The 19,680-nt window shown below is 72.8% G+C and carries 16 protein-coding genes; 11 read left to right on the top strand and 5 right to left on the bottom strand.

Going from position 1 to position 19,680, the window contains the following annotated elements:
- The first annotated feature begins 15 nt into the window (after positions 1-15).
- A complete protein-coding gene (locus tag GA0070620_RS04300; RefSeq protein WP_091598001.1) occupies positions 16-1,425 on the top strand; it encodes a lactate utilization protein B in 1,410 nt (469 codons plus the stop codon).
- Positions 1,422-2,042, top strand: coding sequence for a LutC/YkgG family protein (locus GA0070620_RS04305; RefSeq protein WP_091588658.1), 621 nt, complete (start codon positions 1,422-1,424; stop codon positions 2,040-2,042). Before GA0070620_RS04300 ends, GA0070620_RS04305 begins: the two co-directional genes overlap by 4 nt.
- An 88-nt stretch (positions 2,043-2,130) precedes the next feature.
- On the opposite strand, the gene GA0070620_RS04310 is transcribed toward GA0070620_RS04305, so the two are convergent.
- The 3 genes from GA0070620_RS04310 to GA0070620_RS04320 form a co-directional block, all read right to left on the bottom strand.
- A complete protein-coding gene (locus GA0070620_RS04310) occupies positions 2,131-3,123 on the bottom strand; it encodes a hypothetical protein (protein ID WP_091588659.1) in 993 nt (330 codons plus the stop codon).
- Between the two features lie 139 nt (positions 3,124-3,262).
- Positions 3,263-4,855 (bottom strand): GMC family oxidoreductase, encoded by a 1,593-nt coding sequence (locus GA0070620_RS04315; protein ID WP_091588660.1) that lies wholly within the window; start codon positions 4,853-4,855, stop codon positions 3,263-3,265.
- Between the two features lie 86 nt (positions 4,856-4,941).
- Positions 4,942-6,894 (bottom strand): APC family permease, encoded by a 1,953-nt coding sequence (locus tag GA0070620_RS04320; protein WP_091588661.1) that lies wholly within the window; start codon positions 6,892-6,894, stop codon positions 4,942-4,944.
- Positions 6,895-7,190: 296 nt separating this feature from the next.
- On the opposite strand from GA0070620_RS04320, the gene GA0070620_RS04325 reads away from it, so the two are divergent.
- Both GA0070620_RS04325 and GA0070620_RS04330 read left to right on the top strand, forming a co-directional pair.
- Positions 7,191-9,374, top strand: a complete 2,184-nt coding sequence (locus tag GA0070620_RS04325) for an amylo-alpha-1,6-glucosidase (protein ID WP_157741531.1) — start codon at positions 7,191-7,193, stop codon at positions 9,372-9,374.
- 67 nt (positions 9,375-9,441) lie between these two features.
- Positions 9,442-10,608 (top strand): CapA family protein, encoded by a 1,167-nt coding sequence (locus tag GA0070620_RS04330; protein WP_231922222.1) that lies wholly within the window; start codon positions 9,442-9,444, stop codon positions 10,606-10,608.
- 8 nt (positions 10,609-10,616) lie between these two features.
- On the opposite strand, the gene GA0070620_RS04335 is transcribed toward GA0070620_RS04330, so the two are convergent.
- Complete coding sequence (locus GA0070620_RS04335) at positions 10,617-11,378, bottom strand: FadR/GntR family transcriptional regulator (RefSeq protein ID WP_231922223.1); 762 nt, start codon at positions 11,376-11,378, stop codon at positions 10,617-10,619.
- Positions 11,379-11,532: 154 nt separating this feature from the next.
- On the opposite strand from GA0070620_RS04335, the gene GA0070620_RS04340 reads away from it, so the two are divergent.
- From GA0070620_RS04340 to GA0070620_RS04365, 6 genes are all read left to right on the top strand, one after another.
- Positions 11,533-12,807 (top strand): ABC transporter substrate-binding protein, encoded by a 1,275-nt coding sequence (locus GA0070620_RS04340; protein WP_231922224.1) that lies wholly within the window; start codon positions 11,533-11,535, stop codon positions 12,805-12,807.
- A gap of 61 nt (positions 12,808-12,868) precedes the next feature.
- Positions 12,869-13,816 carry a carbohydrate ABC transporter permease gene (locus tag GA0070620_RS04345; protein ID WP_197677544.1) on the top strand — a complete coding sequence of 316 codons (948 nt, stop codon included), beginning with the start codon at positions 12,869-12,871 and terminating at the stop codon, positions 13,814-13,816.
- Complete coding sequence (locus GA0070620_RS04350; RefSeq protein WP_091588665.1) at positions 13,813-14,628, top strand: carbohydrate ABC transporter permease; 816 nt, start codon at positions 13,813-13,815, stop codon at positions 14,626-14,628. Before GA0070620_RS04345 ends, GA0070620_RS04350 begins: the two co-directional genes overlap by 4 nt.
- Before the next feature lie 9 nt (positions 14,629-14,637).
- A complete protein-coding gene (gene dgoD, locus GA0070620_RS04355; protein WP_091588666.1) occupies positions 14,638-15,786 on the top strand; it encodes a galactonate dehydratase in 1,149 nt (382 codons plus the stop codon).
- Between the two features lie 36 nt (positions 15,787-15,822).
- Entirely contained in the window at positions 15,823-17,052 is a 1,230-nt protein-coding gene (gene manD / locus GA0070620_RS04360; protein WP_091588667.1) for a D-mannonate dehydratase ManD, read from the top strand.
- Entirely contained in the window at positions 17,042-17,602 is a 561-nt protein-coding gene (locus GA0070620_RS04365) for a gluconokinase (protein ID WP_197677545.1), read from the top strand. The genes manD and GA0070620_RS04365 overlap by 11 nt, the downstream gene beginning before the upstream one ends.
- Before the next feature lie 56 nt (positions 17,603-17,658).
- Here GA0070620_RS04365 and GA0070620_RS04370 read toward each other — a convergent pair whose 3' ends face one another.
- Positions 17,659-18,249, bottom strand: coding sequence for a CGNR zinc finger domain-containing protein (locus tag GA0070620_RS04370; RefSeq protein ID WP_231922225.1), 591 nt, complete (start codon positions 18,247-18,249; stop codon positions 17,659-17,661).
- Between the two features lie 108 nt (positions 18,250-18,357).
- On the opposite strand from GA0070620_RS04370, the gene GA0070620_RS04375 reads away from it, so the two are divergent.
- Entirely contained in the window at positions 18,358-19,626 is a 1,269-nt protein-coding gene (locus tag GA0070620_RS04375; protein ID WP_091588668.1) for an MFS transporter, read from the top strand.
- Positions 19,627-19,680 lie beyond the last annotated feature (54 nt).

The raw sequence follows: 19,680 nt of genomic DNA on the forward strand, positions 1-19,680 counted from the left end.
CGGACCTTCCTCGGCATGCCGGCGACCGCGCCCCCCGGCGTCGGCCACCTGCGCGGCGACGAGCCGTTCCCGGCCGCCGCCCGGCGTGGCCTGGCCGACCCGCAACTGCGCCGCAACCTCCGCCACGCGACCACCACGATCCGGGGCAAGTCGGGGGCGGTGATCGCCGAGCTGCCCGACTGGGAGCAGTTGCGGGCGGCGGGGTCGGCGATCAAGGCCGACGTGATGGCCCGCCTGCCGGAGCTGCTGGAGCGGTTGGAGACGGCGGTCGCCGCGGCCGGCGGCACCGTGCACTGGGCCGCGGACGCGGTGGAGGCCAACCGCATCGTGACCGACCTGGTCGCCGCGACCGGCAGCGACCGGGTGATCAAGGTCAAGTCGATGGCGACCCAGGAGATCGGCCTCAACGAGGCGCTGGCGGGCGCCGGGATCACCGCCGTGGAGACCGACCTGGCCGAGCTGATCGTGCAGTTGGGCGAGGACCGGCCCAGTCACATCCTGGTGCCGGCGATCCACCGCAACCGGGCGGAGATCCGGGAGATCTTCCTGCGAACCATGCCCGGGGTGGACCCCGGGCTGACCGACGAGCCCGCGGCCCTGGCCGCCGCCGCGCGCCGCTACCTGCGGCAGACGTTCCTGACCACCCGCGTCGCCGTGTCCGGGGCGAACATCGCCATCGCCGAGACCGGCACCGTCGCGGTGGTCGAGTCGGAGGGCAACGGGCGGATGTGTCTGACCCTGCCCGAGACGCTGATCACCGTGATGGGTGTGGAGAAGGTGGTGCCGACCTGGCGCGACCTGGAGGTGTTCCTGCAACTGCTGCCCCGGGCCGCGACGGGGGAGCGGATGAACCCCTACACCTCGATGTGGACGGGTGTCACCCCGGGTGACGGGCCACAGAACTTCCACCTGGTGCTGCTGGACAACGGGCGTAGCGCGGTGCTCGCCGACGAGGTGGGCCGGCAGGCGCTGCACTGCATCCGCTGCTCGGCCTGCCTCAACGTCTGTCCCGTCTACGAGCGCGTCGGCGGGCACGCGTACGGGTCGGTGTACCCGGGGCCGATCGGGGCGGTGCTGTCGCCGCAGCTCACCGGCGTGGCCGACAACGCCTCTCTGCCGTACGCGTCGTCGCTCTGCGGCGCCTGCTACGACGCCTGCCCGGTGAAGATCAACATCCCGGAGTTGCTGGTGCACCTGCGCGCCGAGGCGCCCCACCCGCGGGCCGAGGCGACCGTCATGGCCGCCGCGGCGTACACCATGGACCGTCCCGTCCTGTACGCGGCCGCGCAGCGCGCGGCGCGGCTGACCCGGCTCGCAGGCCGTCGCGGTCGGGGCCTGCCCCCGCCGCTGTCCGGCTGGACCCTCGGCCGTGACCTGCCCGAACCACCGCAGCAGAGCTTCCGCGACTGGTGGGCCAACCGGTGACCTCAGCCCGCGAGGTCGTCCTCGCCCGCCTCCGCGCCGCCCGCGGCCCCGCCCCGGCCGGCCCCGCCGAGCCGCCACGCGACTACCGTCCCGCCGGCTCCCTCGCCGCCGACGTCGACCTGCTCGTCGACCGACTCGTCGACTACCGCGCCACCGTGCACCGCTGCGACGACGCCGAGGTCGCGCGGGTGGTGGACGGCGTCCTCGGCGGCCGGCGGATCGTCGTGCCCCCCGGGCTGCCCGGCCGGTGGCTGCCCGACACCGTCGACGCGGTCACCGACGACGGGCTCGGCCCGGAGCGGCTCGCCGTGCTCGACGGCGTGGTCACCGGCGCGGCCGTCGCCGTCGCCGAGACCGGCACCATCGTCCTCGACGCCTCTCCCGACCAGGGCCGCCGGGTCATCACGCTCCTGCCCGACGTGCACGTCTGCGTGCTGCGCACCGACCAGGTCGTGGCCGCCGTCCCGGACGCGATCGCCCGCCTCGACCCCCGTCGCCCGCTGACCTGGATCAGCGGCCCGTCGGCCACCAGCGACATCGAGCTCGACCGCGTCGAGGGCGTGCACGGCCCCCGCAACCTGCACGTGGTCCTCGTGGCGGTGCCGCCGCGGCCCTGACCGACCCGGCTCCGCGAACGGACCCGCGGCCACGCTCCCGACGGTGGGGGAGCCGCGACCGCGGGTCCGCGGGGTACCCGGGCGGCCGTCAGCCGAGCGGGTACTCGTGGACGCGCCCCTGCCCGCCCCGGACGAACAGCCGCAGCACCCCGCCGTAGGTGGCGGTGGCCGGAGCCGACACGCCCGGCCCGCCGGCCACCTCCGACCAGCCCGACCAGTCGCCGGTGGTCAACGTGTACCGGGTGACCCGCAGGGTGCCGCCCGCGCCGCGCACGACCACGTGCAGGTCACCGCCGTAGACGGCGGTCGCGGGCGCGGAGGTGGCGCCGGCCTGGCCCGGCACCGTGGACCAGGCCGACCACTGGTCGTCGACCAGCGTGTAGCGGGCGGTCCGGACGGCGCCCTTCGCGCCCCGGACGAAGAGCCACAGGTCGCCGCCGTAGACGGCGGTCGCGGGAGCGGACACCGCACCGGCCGCACCGGGCACGCGGAACCAGCCGGACCACTCGTCGGTGGTCAGCGTGTACCGGTTGGCCCGCAGGTGACCGGCGGCGTTGCGGGCGAACACCCACAGGTCGCCGCCGTACACCGACAGCGCCGGCGCGGACGCGGTACCCGCCGAACCGGGCAGGGCGGACCAGTCGGACCACTCACCGGTGGCCAGACTGTAGTGGGCGAACCGGATCGTGCCGCCGCTGCCCCGGACGAAGAGCCGCAGGTCGCCGCCGTAGACCGCGGCCACCGGCGCGGACGTCGCGCCGGCCGCGCCGGGCACCGTGGACCAGCCGGACCACTCGTCGGTGGTCAGCGTGTACCGGTTCGTTCGCACGCTGCCGGCGGGACCGCGGGCGAACACCCACAGGTCGCCGCCGTAGACGGCGGTGCCGGGGCGGGACCGGGCCTGCGCCTGACCGGGGACCGGCGTCCAGCCGGCGGCCATCGCGGGCGGTGCCGTCGTCGTCCGGGCGTCGTCGGGGGACGCCGCGCCGGCCGTCGCCGGGGCGAGCGCGGTGGTGGCGAGAACGAGAACGGGCACGAGCAGCAGGCGGTGCAGTCGTCTGGTGGCGGATGTCGGACGCATGACGGGCTCCCTCGTGGAATGACGGCGCCACCCCAGGGCGGCGCATCGATCAGCCTCGTCGTCCATGGTCGCGTGCCCGGTGGAGGGCGTCCATCGACCCCACGTCGGCGCGGCTGTCCGGCCGGCGACAGTCGTCGGCTCAGGCGGCACGGATCAGGTCGGCGGCGCGCCAGGCGAGAGCCATCACCGGCGCGTTGAGGTAGCCCGAGACCAGCACCGGCAGCACGGACGCGTCGGCGACCCGCAGGCCGTCCACGCCCCGCACACGCAGCTGGGGGTCGACCACCGACTCGTCGTCGGGTCCCATCGCGCAGGTGCCCACCGCGTGGTAGCCGCAGTAGCCGTGCTCCACCGCCGCCCGGACGATCTCCTCGTCGTCCTGCACCGCCGGGCCGGGAAGGGTCTCCGCGGAGATCCGCTTGGCGATGGGCCCGGTGGCGAACAGCTCCCGCATCCGCCGGAACGCGGCGACCGCGACACGACGGTCGTGCTCGGTGCCGAAGTAGTTGGCGACGATCCGAGGTGGCGTCTCCGGGTCGGCCGATGTGATGGCGAGGCTGCCCTCGCTGTCCGGTCGGGTCACCGTGACGAGACCCATCAACCCCGGCGCACGCTCCAGTTCCAACGCCTGACCCTCCCGGCGGGGCGCGGCCGAGAACGGCGCCATCAGCAACTGCGCGTCGGGGTGGTCGACGTCGGGACCGGACCGGAAGAACGCCCCGACGTCGTGCACCGGCAGCGCGAGCGGGCCCCGCCGGGTGAACAGGTAGCGCAGTGCGGCGCGGCCCTGCCCGAGCGGGCTGGCGAGCAGCGGGTTGTAGCCGCCCCGGGCGGCGAGCCGGAACTGCGCCACCATCGGCCGGTGCTCGCGCAGGCCGGTGCCCACCCGAGGTCGGTCGACCAGCACCGTCACGCCGGCCTCGCGCAGGGTGTCGGCCGGGCCGATGCCGGAGACCTGGAGCAGTTGTGGCGTGGCGATGGCCCCGGCGGCGAGGACGACCTCGGCGGCGGCGCGGTAGTCGACCGTCCGACCGTCGCGGCGGGCGCGCACCCCGACGGCCCGGCCGTCCTCCACGACCACGCGGAGCACCACGGTGTCGACCGCGACGGTCAGGTTGGGCCGATCGCGCACCGGGTGCAGGAACGCGTCGGCGGCGCTGGACCGCCGGCCGTCGCGGATCGTCGCCATGACGTAGCCGATGCGTTCGTCGTCGGCGGCGTTGAGGTCGTCGGCGCGGCGCCAGCCCAGCTCGACGCCGGCCGCGATCGTCTCCTCGCACAGCTCGTCGGTGCCGGTGGTCGTCGACAGCCGCAGCGGCCCGTCCGTGCCGCGCACCTCGGAGGCGCCGAGCGGGTTGTCCTCCAACCGTTTGAAGATCGGCAGCATGGTGCCCCAATCCCAGCCGGGGTTGCCGAGCCGTTCCAGGCCGTCGTAGTCGACCCGGTCGCCGCGGGCGTAGATCATGCCGTTGATCGAGCTGGAGCCGCCGACCAGGCGCCCACGCTGCCAGGTCTCCCGCTGCCCGGGCCCGGCCTCGGCGGGATAGTGCCAGGCGGTGCGCCGGTCGTCCATCAGGCGGCTGAAGCCCTTGGGGATTCGGACGAAGGGGCTGCGGTCCCAACCGCCGGCCTCGACCAGGAGCACCCGGGTGCCCGGGTCCTCGGTCAACCGGTTGGCCAGGACGCATCCGGCCGAGCCGGCACCGACCACGACGTAGTCGAACTCCTCCACCGGGACACCCCCGTCCGCTGGCCCGAGCGCCATGCCCACGGTAGTCCCGTGATCACGCTACGGGAAGGGGTGTCCTGTCCGGTGGGTCAGGCTACGTGCACGCGGGGGCGTCGCCCCGGGTCCGGCTCGGCGTGGCGCAACACCTCCCGGGTCACCGGGGCCACCTCGCCCTCGCCGAGGAGGAAGTACCGCAGCAGGGCGACCACGGGATTGCCCTCGGTCCAGTCGAAGTAGACATGCGGCCGTCGCCCGGTGACGTCCCGGATGTGCAGGAGCGTCGCCGCGATGGCGTTGGGGACGCTGGTGCCCTGCACGCGCAGGATCCGGTGGCCGAAGCGCTCCTCGCCGGCGACGGTGAGCGGGGACTCGAACTCGGACGGGTCGGCCACGGTCACCTCCAGGAACAGCACCGGCTCGGTCCGCGGGATCCGGTTGTGCGCGCGCTCCTCGGCCTCCTTGATCCGGTACTCCTTCTCGTCGCGCTCGTGCGGCTCGTTGGCGATGATGTTGATGTCGCCCCGGGCGGCGGCCTCGGCCAGGAACCGGTCGGCGACCTCGTCCGTACGGACGCCGGTCACCCGTAGCTCGGTGCTGCGCAGGACCCGGGACAGCAGGGAGGTCCCGATGATCGCCACGATGAACAGCGAGGCGATCTTGACGCCGTCCGGCCGCTCGATGATGTTGTCGATCGTCGTGTAGACGAGCACGAGGGTGATCACGCCGAACATCAGTCGGGGCAGCCGTTGCCGTTGCCGGTGGGCGGCGAGGGTGACCGCCAGCGCGGCCGAGGTGATCAGCACCAGGACGCCGGTGGCGTACGCGCCGCCCTGCGCGTCGACGCTGGCCCGGAAGACGATCGTGACCAGGAACGAGACGCCGGTGAGGACGAGCACCAGCGGGCGCACGGCGCGGGTCCAGTTCGGTGCCATGCCGTAGCGGGGCAGGTAGCGGGGGATCAGGTTGAGCAGCCCGGCCATGGCGGACGCACCGGCGAACCACAGGATCAGCACCGTGCTGACGTCGTAGACGCTGCCGAACACCTCACCCAGGTGGGCGTGGGCGAGGAAGGCCAGGGCCCGCCCGTTGGCGGAGCCGCCGGGCTGGAACTCCTCGGCGGGGATGAGCAGCGTCGTGGTGATGCTGCTGGTGATCAGGAACAGGCTCATGATGACCGCGGCCGTGGTCAGCAGCCGCCGGGCGCCCTGGATGCGTCCCAAGGGGCGGTCCTCGGTGTCGGTGGGCCGCCCCTTGATCAGGGGCATCACCGCGACGCCGGTCTCGAAGCCGGACAGGCCGAGGGCGAGGCGGGGAAAGACGAGCAGCGCGACCACGGCGATGCCGAGGGGGTCGGGATGCTGGGTGAACAACTGGGTCCGCCAGTCGGCGACCACGTGCGGGTGGGACAGGAGCTGTTGCAGGGCCACCAGGATCACGACCAGATTGAGGGTGAGGTAGACCCCGACGAGGATCACCGCGATCCCGATGGCCTCCCGGAAGCCCTTGAGGAACACCGCGCCGAGGGTGCCGATCAGGACCAGGGTCACGGTGACCTGGTGGCCGTGCAGCGGCGCGGACAGGTACGGGTTCTCCAGCATGTGCGCGGCGGCGTCGGCGGCCGACAGGGTGATCGTGATGATGAAGTCGGTGGCCGCGAACCCGAGCAGCGCCAGGACGAGCAGCTTCCCGCTCCACCGCGGCAGGATCCGCTCCAGCATCGCGATGGATCCCTGGCCGTGCGGGCTCTCCCGGGCGACCCGTCGGTAGACCGGAAGCGCGCCGAACAGCGTGAGGGCCACCAGCACGACCGTGGCGACGGGCGCGACCAGGCCGGCGGCGAGGGCGGCGATGCCCGGTTGGTAGCCGAGCGTGGAGAAGTAGTCCAGGCCGGTCAGGCACATCACCCGCCACCAGGACCGTCGGTGCGGCAGCTTCGGGCTCGCTCCCGGCCCGGCCTGGTTCTCCGGGTTCAGGTCCTCCAGCAGCCACGACCGCAGGCCCCGGCCCCGCGCCGCCCCGGGGTCCGCGGGCCGTTCCGTCACCTCCTCACTCTGCGTCCGCGCCGCCCGCCTCCGCCCGGATTTCCGGAAACCGGCGGCCCCGTGCCCAGGCCTCCGCCGTCCCGGGCGTCCGCCGTCCCGGGCCGGCGCCGACCCGCGGCCGGTTCGGTGCCCGTCCCCGACGTGTATCGGCCGTGCCGCCGGGTAACTGCGCCCGTCGGGTCCGTCGTGTGCCAGCGCGGCGGGCGAGGGAGCGGGCCGCGCCGAGGGGGCCGGATGCGGGCGTACGCAGCAGCGGGCGGGCACCCGGTGGTCCCGGCGCGCCGGTGTCGCCGCTGATGCCCACGGTCCGCGGTGTACGGGTCCGTCCCGACCTGCTCTACCTCGCCAGCGGCTGGAGCGCCCTGGTCACCGACGTCCGGGGCCGGATCACCGGTGCCGACCCGCAGGGCTTCTACGCCCGCAACACCCGGGTGCTGCGGGCCGAGCGGCTCACGATCGACGGGCGGGAGCCGGTCCCGTTCAGCACCGCGACCGTCCAGGGGCACGCGCAGGTCTCGTACGCCGAACTCGGCGACGGCGAGCCGCTGTCCTCCCGCGCGGCGTACCTGACCGTCGAACGGTTCGTCGGCGCGGGGCTGCGCACCCGCCTCACCGTCACCAGCTACGCCGACGCGCCGCTGACCCTGCGACTGGGGATCGGCCTCACCGCGGACTTCGCCGACACCGCCGAGGCGGAGACGGGGCACCGGGTGCAGCACGGCGAGGTGGGCACCGTCTGGGACGCCGACCGGCGGGAGCTGCGCCTCACGTACCTGCGGAACGACCTGAACCGAGCCGTCGCCGTCCGCTTGGTGACGGACGTGCCGGTGCGGTACGCGGCCGGTGCGGTCGACTGTGACCTCCGGCTGGCACCCGGCGGACGCGGTCAGGTGGAGATCCTCGTCGAACCGGTCTTCGACGGGGAGCGGCTGCCGGCCCCGCCGGCCACCTTCGCCGACCGTGACACCGCCGCCCGGGCCGACGGCGCCGACAGCCGTGCGGCGGCCGCCCGGGCGCGGCTGGCCGGCGAGTTCGCCCGGCTGAGCAGCAGCAACGTCGACGTGACGGCGGCGTGGCGGTGCGCCGTGGACGACCTGGCCGTGCTGCCGCTCGGTGAACCGGCGGGCCCGGCGGCACCGATGGCGGGCCTCCCCCTCTACCAGGAGATCTTCGGCCGCGACACGATGACCGCGTCCTGGCAGGCGCTGCTCGCCGGTCCGACGCCGCTCGCCGACAGCCTGCGGCTCATCGCCGAGCACGTCGGCCGGCGCGTCGACGACTGGCACGACGAGGAGCCGGGCAAACCGCTGCACGAGGCCCGCCAGGGGCCGCTGTCGGTCCTCGGGATCGATCCGTTCCGCGCCTACTACGGCGACTGGTCCACCGGCCCGGACTTCCTGGTGTTCCTCGGCCAGTACTACGCCTGGACCGGCGACCGGGACCTGCTGCGCGAGCTGTTGCCGACCGCACGTCGGGTGCTCGACTGGCTCGACCGGTACGCCGACCTGGACGGCGACGGCTTCCTCGAGTACCACCGCCGCTCCCGGGCGGGGCTGAAGAACCAGGGGTGGAAGGACTCGGACACCGCCATCGTCGACGAGTACGGGCAGGTGGTGGCGAACCCGATCGCCTCCAGCGAGTTGCAGGGCTACTGGTACGCGGCCCTGCGGCACGCGGCCGGCGTCTTCGCCGCGACCGGGCACCCGGGCGTGGCCGCCCGCCTCCACACCCGTGCGGCCCGGCTGGCCCGGCGGTTCCACGACGCGTACTGGCTGCCGGAACTGGGCTGCTACGCAATGGCGCTGGGCCCGGACGGGCGACCGGTGCGGTCGGTCAACTCGAACGACGGTCACCTGTTGGCCACCGGGATCGTGCCGCCTCGGCACGCGCGGTCGGTCGCCGACCGGCTTCTCGCGCCCGACATGTTCAGCGGGTGGGGCGTGCGGACGCTGTCGGCCGCGCACCCGGCGTACAACCCCTTCAGCTATCACCGGGGCAGCGTCTGGCCGGTGGAGGCGGGCACGATCGGCCTCGGCCTGGCCCGCTACGGGTGTTGGGAGCACCTGCACCGGCTGGCCGAGGGGATGTTCGCGGCCGCGGCGCTCTTCGCCGAGCACCGGCTCCCCGAGGCTCTCGGCGGTCTGCCCCGCGACGCCGAGCACCCGCACCCCGGCATCTACCCGAACTCCTGTTCGCCGCAGGCGTGGTCGGCCAGCGCGGTGGTTGCCCTGGTCCACGCGCTGCTGGCGCTGCGTCCCGTCGCCTCGTTGCGGACGCTCCTCGTCGACCCGCACCTGCCCGAGTGGCTTCCCGACCTGGCGCTGGAGGGCGTGCGGGTCGGCGATCGCACCGTCGACCTGACGGTCCGCCGCCGTTCCGACGGCCGGACGACGGTCCGGGCCACCGGTGACCGGATCGCCGTGATCCGGCGCCCCACGCGCCGGGCCGCGGCCACCGGCCGGCGCCGCGGACGGTCCTGACGGTGGTGGGCGGGGACTTTCCGCATTCCGGCCGCGCCGGCCGGACGGACCGGCATCATGTCCCGTTATGAGGAGATTGTCCGCTGCGGTGGCGCTGGCGGTCGTCATGCTGTCGGCCGGCTGCCAGGGGTCGGAGCCGGTGTCGGAGTCGATCCGGCCGTCGTCCACGCCCTCGGCCCCGGCGACCAGCCCCGCCCGGCCGAAGACGCTCACCGTGGTCGCGGCCGGTGACCTGCTCGTCCACCCGGCGCTGAGCGAGCAGGCCGCCGCCGACGCCCGCCGGGCGGGACGCTCCGGTCACGACTTCACGCAGGTGCTCGCGGCGGTCCGCCCGCGGGTGAGCGCCGCCGACCTGGCCATCTGTCACATGGAGACGCCGCTGGCCGAGAAGAACGGCCCCTTCGCCGGCTGGCCGAACTTCAGCGTGCCGCCGGAGCTGGCGGACGCCGCCGCCTGGGCGGGCTTCGACACCTGCTCCACCGCGTCCAACCACTCGCTGGACACCGGGGTCGAGGGCATCGCCCGCACCCTGGACAACCTGGACCGGGTGGGCCTGCGGCACACCGGCACGGCCCGCAGCGCCGCGGAGGCCCGCCGCCCCAGCGTGCTGGACGTCAAGGGGGTGAAGGTCGGGCACCTGTCGTACACGTCGAGCTTCAACGGCATCCCGCTGCCGGCGGGGCGGCCGTGGGCGGCCAACATGATCGACACGGACGCCATCCTGGCCGAGGCCCGGCGCGCCCGCGCGGCCGGCGCGGAGATCGTCATCGTGTCGCTGCACTGGGGCACGGAGTACCAGCACGAGCCGGACGCGGACCAGGTCGACGTCGCCGAGCGGCTGCTCTCCTCACCCGACGTCGACCTGATCGTCGGGCACCACGTGCACGTGGTGCAGCCGTTCGACAAGGTGGCGGGCAAGTGGGTCGCGTACGGCATGGGCAACCTGACGACCCGGTTCGCCGACGGCTCGCCGGAGAAGACCCAGGACGCGGTCGTCCCGCAGTTCACCTTCACCCGCGCCGACGACGGCCGCTGGCGGGTCACCGACGTGACGGTGCTGCCGACCTGGATGGAGTACCGGCCGCTGGCCCGGGTGGTCGACCTCACCACCGCCTCGGTCGACCCGGCGCTGCCCACCTGGCGGCGGGCCCAGTACGCCGCGATCATCCGGCGCATCGCCGGTCACCTCGACCAGCGGGGCGCCTTCGCCGCCGGGCTGCGCATGCCGCACTGAAACAGACCCTAGGAGCGCTCCGGCTCGCCGGACCGCTCCCAGAGCTGCTTCATCTCGTCGAACGCCTGCTCCATGATCTGCACCATGGCGGCCCGGGCGCGCTCACCGTCGCGGCGTTGGATCGCCTGGGCGACGTCGGCGTGCAGCCGGAGGGCCTGCTCGTGCGGGTGGTGCGGCATCAGATGGTAGTGGTGGCGGCCGGTCAGCACCTCGGCCACCAACTCTTGGAGCTTGACGAACATCTCGTTGCCGGAGGCGAGAAGCACCCGGCGATGGAACTCGATGTCGAGGTGCAGGAAGCGCGCCTCGTCGCCGGCCTTGCCGGCCGCCCACATCTTCGCGGCCAGACCGACGAGATCGCTCGCGTCGTCGTGGCCGACGCGCTCCGCGGCCAGCCACGCCGCGTGCGGCTCGACGGCGGTCCGTAGCTCGGTGATCGACCGCAGCTGCGCCATCCGGGCGGACGAGGCGAGCCGCCACCGGATCACCTGCGGGTCGAACACGTTCCAGTCGTTCGCCTGTCGGATGAGAACGCCGACCCGGCGGCGGGTCTCGATGAGCCCCATGGCGGCGAGGACCCGCAGCACCTCGCGGACGACCGATCGGGACACCGCGTAGCGGTCGACGAGGTCGTCGATGTTGAGCACCGCGCCCGCCCGGAACTCCCCGCCGCAGATGGCGGTGCCCAGGTGATCGAGGACGCGTGCGTGCAGTCCGGTCTCGACCACAGTGGTCTGGCCGGGAACGACCACCGAGGAGGACCCATCCACGGCATGGATCGTATCAGTTGCCGTCGAAGCCTTGAATAAATCAGATCTATGTATTTAACATCCCGACGTTAAGCGGATGTTAAAACACCGGTGGCGCCCTTCCCCCGTGGGCGGCGACCACGACAGAAGGAGGGACGACGTGCGACGTCGATCGATGATCGGTACTTCCCTGGCCGTGGTAGCCGCCATGGGTCTCGCCGGCTGCGGCGGGGGCGGCGAGGACAGCGGCGCCTCCACCACCGTCCGGGTCACCCTGGCCAACCACGTGTGGACGGAGAACATCAAGGCGGCCCTGCCGGAGTTCGAGAAGCAGAGCGGGCTCAAGGTCGAGGTCACCCAGCTCGGCGAGGACCAACTCTCCGACCAGTACAACGTCAAGCTCAACGCCGGCTCCAGCGACCTCGACGTGATGATGTACCGGCCCCTCCAGGAGGGGAAGCTGTTCGCCCGCAACAAGTACCTCGCCGACCTGTCGGACAAGGTGAAGTCCGCCGCGGACTGGGACTTCGCCGACTTCCAGGCCGGGCCGGTGGAGGCCACCACCTACGAGGGCAAGCCGATGGGCGTGCCGATCATCACCGAGCAGGAGGTCCTGTACTACCGCAAGGACCTGCTGGCCAAGGCCGGACTGACCGCGCCGCCGAAGACCCTCGACGAGCTCAAGACGGCGACCGCCGCGGTGCAGGCCAGCACCCCCGGCGTCGCCGGCTTCGTGGCCCGCACCGGCAAGTCGCCGGCGGTCACCCAGTTCTCCAGCTTCCTCTACAGCTTCGGTGGCGACTTCGTCGACACGAGCGGCAAGGCCGCCGTCAACAGCGCCGCGGCCAAGCAGGCGTACGCCTTCTACGGCGGCCTGATCAAGGACCACGGCCCGGCCAACGTCAGCACCGACATGAGCTGGCCCGAGGCGATGGCGATCTTCACCCAGGGCAAGGCCGCCTTTTACACCGAGGCCAACTCGCTCTACAAGAACGCCACCGACCCGGCCAAGTCCAAGGTCTCCGAGACCGTCGGGTTCGCGCCCTTCCCGGCCGGACCCGCCGGCTCCAAGCCCTACAACATCCCGTCGTGGGCGCTGGGCATCAACGCCAACTCCGAGAACCAGACCAACGCCTGGAAGTTCGTCGAGTGGGCGACCGGCAAGCAGCAGACCCTGGCGCAGCAGAAGTCCGGCGTGCCGGGCGCGCGTACGTCCGTCTGGGCCGACCCGGCCGGCACCGCGACCTACCCGAAGGACCTGGCCGAGGCGATCGCCGCCAGCACCCAGAACGGCGTCGGTCACGACCGTCCCCTGGTCGTGAAGGTGGCCGAGGCGCGGGAGATCGTCGGCCAGCCGATCGTCGACGCGATCACCGGCAAGGACGCGGCCGCCGCGGCGGACACCGCCAACGCGGCGTTCCAGAAGTTCCTGGACGACGAGGCCAGGTAAGCCGTGTCCGGGTGGCGGGGTACGCCCCGCCACCCGGCGTCCGCCCACCCCCGGAGACCCGATGGCTACCGTCACCACCCCCACGGCGGCGCCCCGGAGCGTCGCACCCACGCCCGAGACGCCCGCCTGGGCACGCTGGGCCAACCACCACCGCAAGTGGCTCTTCGCCGCCCCCGCCATGGTGTTCGTCGCCGCCCTGATCGTCGTGCCCCTGGCCTGGACGCTGTACCTCAGCCTCACCGACGCCGAGGGCTCGGTCCGGGCCGAGTCCGAGTTCGTGGGCGCCCGCAACTACCTCGACGTGCTCTCCGACACCGACCGCTTCTGGCCGGCGGTCGGCCGGACGGTCGCGTTCACCGGGGTCGCCCTGCTCTTCGAGGTCGTCCTGGGGATGGCCGTCGCGCTGCTGCTGTGGCGACCGTTCCGCGGCCAGCGGTGGGTCCGCGTCGCCATCCTCCTGCCGCTGGTCGCCACCCCGGTCGCCGTCGGCATGATGTGGCGGCTGATCTTCGACCCGAACATCGGCCTGGCCAACCAGGTCCTCGGCTGGATCGGCATCGGACCGCAGCCGTGGCTGGCCGGTCAGCACTCGGCGCTGCCGACGACGATCTTCATCGACATCTGGCAGTGGACCCCGATGGTGGTGCTGATCCTGCTCGCCGGCCTGACCTCGCTCTCCGACGAGCCGCAGGAGGCGGCGCGGATCGACGGCGCCAGCAGTTGGCAGCGGTTCTGGCACGTCACCCTGCCGCTGCTGATGCCCACCGTGGTGGTCGCGATCCTGCTGCGCGGCATCGACGCGCTGAAGACCTTCGACATCCTGTACGCGACGAAGGGCCGCGGCGGCGGGTCGTTCCACGAGGTGGAGACGCTCAACGTGTACGCGTACGGCCTGAGCTTCGACTACAACGAGTACGGCGTCTCGTCGACCGTCCTCATCCTCTTCTTCCTCATCATCATCGGGTCCATGTGGGCCCTGACATACCGCCGGAAGGAGGCGCGGCGATGAGACCCCGCACGCCGTACCGGGTGTTCCGGGTGGTGGCGCTCGCCGTCGTGGTGGTCGCGCTGCTCGCCCCGCTGCTGTGGATGATCGCCGCGTCGTTCAAGACCAACGTCGACATCTACGACACCGGCAAGGCACTCCTGTTCTCGCCCACCCTGGACAACTACGTGACCGTCCTGCGGCAGGCCAACTACGTGCAGTTCATCGGCAACAGCCTGTGGGTGGCGTTCGCGGCCACCGTGCTGTCGCTGATCCTCGGGGTGCCGGCGGCCTACTCGATGAGCCGGTTCAACATGCGCAAGTCGGCGCTCGTCGTGCTGATGGCCCGGGTCATCCCCGGCGTCTCCCTGCTGGTGCCCTGGTACTACGTGTTCTCCAACGTGCGGATGGTCGGCGGCTTCACCGTCCTGATCCTCAGCCACATGTTCGTGTCGCTGCCGCTGGTCGTCTACATCATGATGGGCTTCTTCGACGGCATGCCCCTCGAACTCGAGGAGGCCGCCCTGGTCGACGGCCTCACCCACATCGGCGCGTTCCGCCGGATCACCCTGCCCCTGGCCGTGCCGGGCGTCGCGACGGCCGGCATCCTCTCCTTCATCTTCTCCTGGAACAACTTCATGTTCGCCCTCGTGCTCTCCGGCGCCGACACCAAGACCCTGCCCGTCGCGATCTTCGACTTCGTCGGTTACGCCAGCATCGACTGGGGCGGTCTCATGGCCGCGGCCACCGTGGTGACCCTGCCGATCATGCTGATCGCGCTGTTCGTGCAGAAGTACGTCGTCTCCGGGCTCACCGCCGGCGCGACCAAGGGCTGACGGGACGGCATGACGACGATCACCCGCGTCGAGACCTTCCTCGTCGCCCCGCGCTGGCTCTTCGTCCGGGTCGAGACCGCCGACGGCGTCGTCGGCTGGGGCGAGGCCACCTGCGAGGGGCGCTCGGAGACCGTCCGCACCGCCGTCGAGCAGCTCGCCGAGCTGCTCGTGGGCCGGGACGCGCTGCGCATCGAGGACCACTGGCAGGTGTTGACCAAGGGCGCCTTCTACCGCGGCGGCCCGATCCTGGCCAGCGCGGTGTCCGGGCTGGACCAGGCGCTCTGGGACATCGCCGGCAAGCACTACGGGGCGCCGGTGCACCAGCTGCTGGGCGGGCCGGTCCGGGACCGGATCCGGGTCTACGGCTGGGTCGGCGGGGACGAGCCGAACGAGGTGCGCGACCACATCGCCGCGCAGGTGGCCGCCGGGCTGACCGCGGTCAAGATGAACGCCTCCGGACGGATGGGCCCGATCGCCTCGGTCGCCGAGCTGGACGCGGTGGTGCGACGGGTCGCCGCCGCCCGCGACGTGCTCGGCGAGCACCGGGACGTCGCGGTCGACTTCCACGGCCGGTTCAGCCTCGCCAACGCCCGGCGGGTGGCGCCGCTGCTCGACCCGTACCGGCCGCTGTTCCTGGAGGAGCCGGTGGTGCCGGAGAACTCCCACCTCGTCGGCGAGTTCGTCCGGTCCACCACCACGCCGGTGGCCACGGGGGAGCGGCTCTACAGCCGGCAGGAGTTCCTGCCCGTCCTCCAGGCGGGCATCGCGGTGGCCCAGCCGGACCTCTCCCACGCCGGTGGCATCACCGAGGTACGTAAGATCGCCACGCTGGCCGAGGTCTACGAGGTGCAGCTCGCCCCGCACTGCCCGCTGGGCCCGCTGGCCCTCGCGGCCTGTCTCCAGGTCGGCTTCGCCACCCCGAACCACCTGATCCAGGAGCAGAGCATCGGCATCCACTACAACCTGGGCGCCGAGGTGCTGGACTACTGCCTCGACCGCACACCGCTGACCTTCGTCGACGGACACGTCGCGCGCCTCACCGCGCCGGGCCTCGGCATCGAGATCGACGAGCGGGCGGTCCGCGCGGCCGACCGGCGCGGACACGCCTGGCGCAGCCCCACGTGGCGGCACCCCGACGGCTCCTACGCCGAGTGGTGACCCCCGACCGCCCCCGTCCATCGAGAAAGGCACACCGTGAAGATCGTCGCAGCGGACGTCGTCGTCACCAGCCCGGACCGCAACTTCGTCACCCTGAGAATCACCACGGACGAGGGCCTCACCGGGCTCGGTGACGGCACCCTCAACGGGCGCGAACTGTCCGTCGCGTCGTACCTGCGCGACCACGTCGCGCCCCTGCTCGTCGGGCGCGACCCACACCGCATCGAGGACACCTGGCAGTTCCTGTACCGCTCGGCGTACTGGCGGCGCGGCCCGGTGACGATGGCCGCCATCGCCGCCGTCGACGTGGCCCTCTGGGACATCAAGGCCAAGGCCGCCGGCATGCCGCTGTACCAACTGCTGGGCGGCGCGTCCCGCACCGGCGTCATGGCGTACGGCCACGCGTCCGGCCGGGACCTGCCGGAGCTGTTCGACTCGATCCGCCGGCACCTCGACCTCGGCTATCGGTCCATCCGCGTGCAGACCTCCGTGCCCGGGATCAACGCGGTGTACGGCGTCGCCGCCCAGCCCAGCGCCGACGGCCGGCGCTACGACTACGAGCCCGCCCAGCGCATCCCGTTGCCGGCCGAGGAGGACTGGGACACCCGCGCCTACCTGCGTCACCTGCCCGGGGTGTTCGAGGCCGTCCGCAACGAGTTCGGCCCGGAGCTGCCGCTGCTGCACGACGGGCACCACCGGATGACGCCGATCCAGGCCGCGCGCCTCGGCCGGGATCTGGAACCGTACGACCTGTTCTGGCTGGAGGACTGCACGCCCGCGGAGAACCAGGAGGCGCTGCGACTGGTGCGCCAGCACACCGTCACGCCGCTGGCCATCGGCGAGGTCTTCAACACGGTGTGGGACTACCAGACCCTCATCCGCGAGCAGCTCATCGACTACGTCCGGTCCGCCGTCACCCACACCGGCGGGATCACCGCGATGCGCAAGCTGCTCGACTTCGCCGCGCAGTACCAGATCAAGTCCGGCATCCACGGCCCGACCGACATCTCGCCGGTCGGCATGGCCGCCGCTCTCCACCTCGACCTGGCCATCCACAACTTCGGCATCCAGGAGTACATGCCGCACGGCGTGCTCACCGACGAGGTCTTCCGGCAGTCGTTCACCTTCACCGACGGCTACCTGCACCCCGGGGACCGGCCCGGCCTCGGCGTCGAACTCGACGAGGAGGCCGCTGCCCGCTTCCCGTACGTGCCGGCGTACCTGCCGTTCAACCGCCTCAAGGACGGCACCGTCCATGACTGGTGAGGGGCGCCCCGACGGGGTGGGCCGCACCCGGCACGTCGTGGTGATGGGGGTGTCCGGGGCCGGCAAGACCACGGTGGCGCGGGGCATCGGCGAGCTGACCGGGCTGCTGTTCGCCGAGGCAGACGAGTTCCACCCGGTCGAGAACGTGGCGCGGATGCGCGCCGGCGTACCCCTGGACGACGACGCCCGCTGGCCGTGGCTGCGCGACCTCGCCACCTGGATGGCCGCGCGCGGCCGGGAGGGCCGCTCGACGGTGCTGGCGTGCTCGGCCCTGCGGCGGTCGTACCGGGACGTGCTGCGCCAGGGAATGCCGGGGGTGGACTTCGTGCACCTCGACGGGTCGGTGGAGGTGATCCGGGACCGGCTCGCCCGTCGCGTCGGGCACTACATGCCGGCGAGCCTGCTCGAATCACAGCTGGCGACGCTGGAGCCGGGGGAGCCGGACGAGTCGGTGCTGGTGCTCGACGTCGCGTCGACGGCGGACGAGCTCGTCGCGGCCGCCGTCGCCGGTCTCGGCCTGCCGGCCGTCAGCCCGGTGGGGGAGCGCTAGCGCCGTCGACCGGGGATGCCGGTCGCTCCCCGTGTGGGTGGGCCCCGCGACGTGGATCAGGGTTGGTGGATCTTCGCCTTCTGTCGGGCGTAGTAGGCGCGGGCGCGGTTGCGGTCGCCGCAGTCCTTCGTGTCACACCAGCGGCGGTTCCGCCGCGGCGACGTGTCGAGATAGACCCACCCGCACCTGGCGTCCTCGCACTGATGGAGGCGGTCGAGGTCAGGGCGCTGGATGAGCGCCACGAGCCCGCGGACGATGCGGTCGCGGGGCAGGCGGAGGTCGGTTTCCCGGTCTCGCCAGTGCCAGCGGTCGCCCGTGTGGACCAGGTCGGCCGCCGCGATCGCCGAGCGGTACATGCCCGCGAGGGCGGCGGCGGCCTCGGGGTCGTCCTCGAACAGGGTCGCGTAGACCCTCTCGCGCGCCTCGACGACCCGGTGCCGCTCCCGTTCGGCCCGGGCGCCGTCCCGGCCGGCGAGGTCCCGCAGGAGCGCGGCCTCGTCCCCGCTGACCAGGTCGGACTCGACGCACCAGTCGACGACGTCGGCGAAGGACTTCAGGTTCTCCGTGCGTTCGTGGCCGCCGAGGCGCCAGTCGACCGTGTTGACCAGGTCGAGCATGCGGTCACCCGCGATGTGACCGAACCGCACCGCCGGCTCCTCTCATGGTTGAAAGCATCCTTGCACGTGAGGTGATCATTCTGGCATGCTCATGCCCAATCGGCCAATCGCCCATGAGGAAGCGTGAGGAGCCCGACCGTGCCTGCCGCCGCCCCACGCCGTTCGTTCACCGCACTGTGGGCGTCCCAGGCGTTCTCGAACCTGGCTGACGGGCTGCTGCAGGCCGCGGCTCCGCTGCTGGTCGCCACGCTGACCCGTGACCCACTCCTGGTGGCGGGCATGACGGTGGTGCAGTTCCTGCCCTGGCTGCTCGCCACCCTCCCCGCCGGCGCGTTGGCCGACCGGGTGGACCGGCGTCGGATCCTCACCGCCGGCAACTGGCTGCGCGCGGCCGGGTTCGCGCTGCTCGCCCTGGCTCTGACCGCCGGGTGGCGTCACGTCGCACTGCTCTACGCCGCGGTGTTCCTGGCCGGTTGTGCCGAGACGATGGTCGACAACGCCGCCCTGGCCATCCCACCCCGGCTCCTGCCCCGCGAGCGGCTCGAGCGCGCCAACGGTCGGTTGTTCGCGACCCAGTCCGTCATCAACACCTTCGTCGGCCCGCCCGCCGGGGCCGCGCTGTTCGCGTTGGCGGCGTCGGCGGCCTTCTACACGGGCGCGGCCGCGTTCGCCCTCGCCGGCCTGGCAGCCCTGCTGCTGCCCGCGCTGCGCCCCGCCGGCGAGGAGGCACAGCGCCGCCGCTCGACCCCGACCTCCTTCACCCAGGACATCCGCGTCGGGTGGGTCCACTTCTGGCGTCACCAGCTGCTGCGCCGAGTGGCGTTCATCTCGGCGGCCATCAACTTCTTCGGCTCGGTCACCGGCGGGGTGCTCGTCCTGCTGGCCACCGGTCCCTACCAGGTGCCCATGTCCCGCTACGGCCTGTTCGTCGCCGTACCCGCCGCCGGTGCGATCGTCGGCTCACTGCTCGCCGAACACGTCGTACCCCGCATCGGCGGCGGCCCGACCACCTGGCTCGCCGCCCTCGTCCCGGCCGCCAGCTACGCCATCCTCGGCCTGGGTCACCACACGCCCCTCGCCCTCGCCGGCATGTTCTGCGCCGCCGTCGCCAGTTCGCTGAACCAGATCGTGGTCAGCACGCTGCGTCAGGCGGCGGTACCCGACGAACTCCTCGGGCGTGTCACCGCCGCCTACCGCCTGGTCGTGCTGGGTGTCATCCCCCTCGGCGCCCTCGCGGGCGGGTTGCTCGGACGCGGCCTGGGAATCCGCGCCCCCTTCATCGCCGCGGCCGTCGGGCTCGTCCTCGTCACGCTCCCGCTGGCCGCTCGGGTCACCACCCAGGCCCTCCGGGACGCCGAGACGACCCATGGCGCCACGGCGAGGTCGAGCGCGCTCACCGCGCCGTGACCGACGGCGGGCGTACGTCCGCCGCCGGAGCGCCGGGGATGTCGGCCCCGCCCG

This window comes from Micromonospora krabiensis (assembly GCF_900091425.1).
GTDB lineage: Bacteria > Actinomycetota > Actinomycetes > Mycobacteriales > Micromonosporaceae > Micromonospora > Micromonospora krabiensis.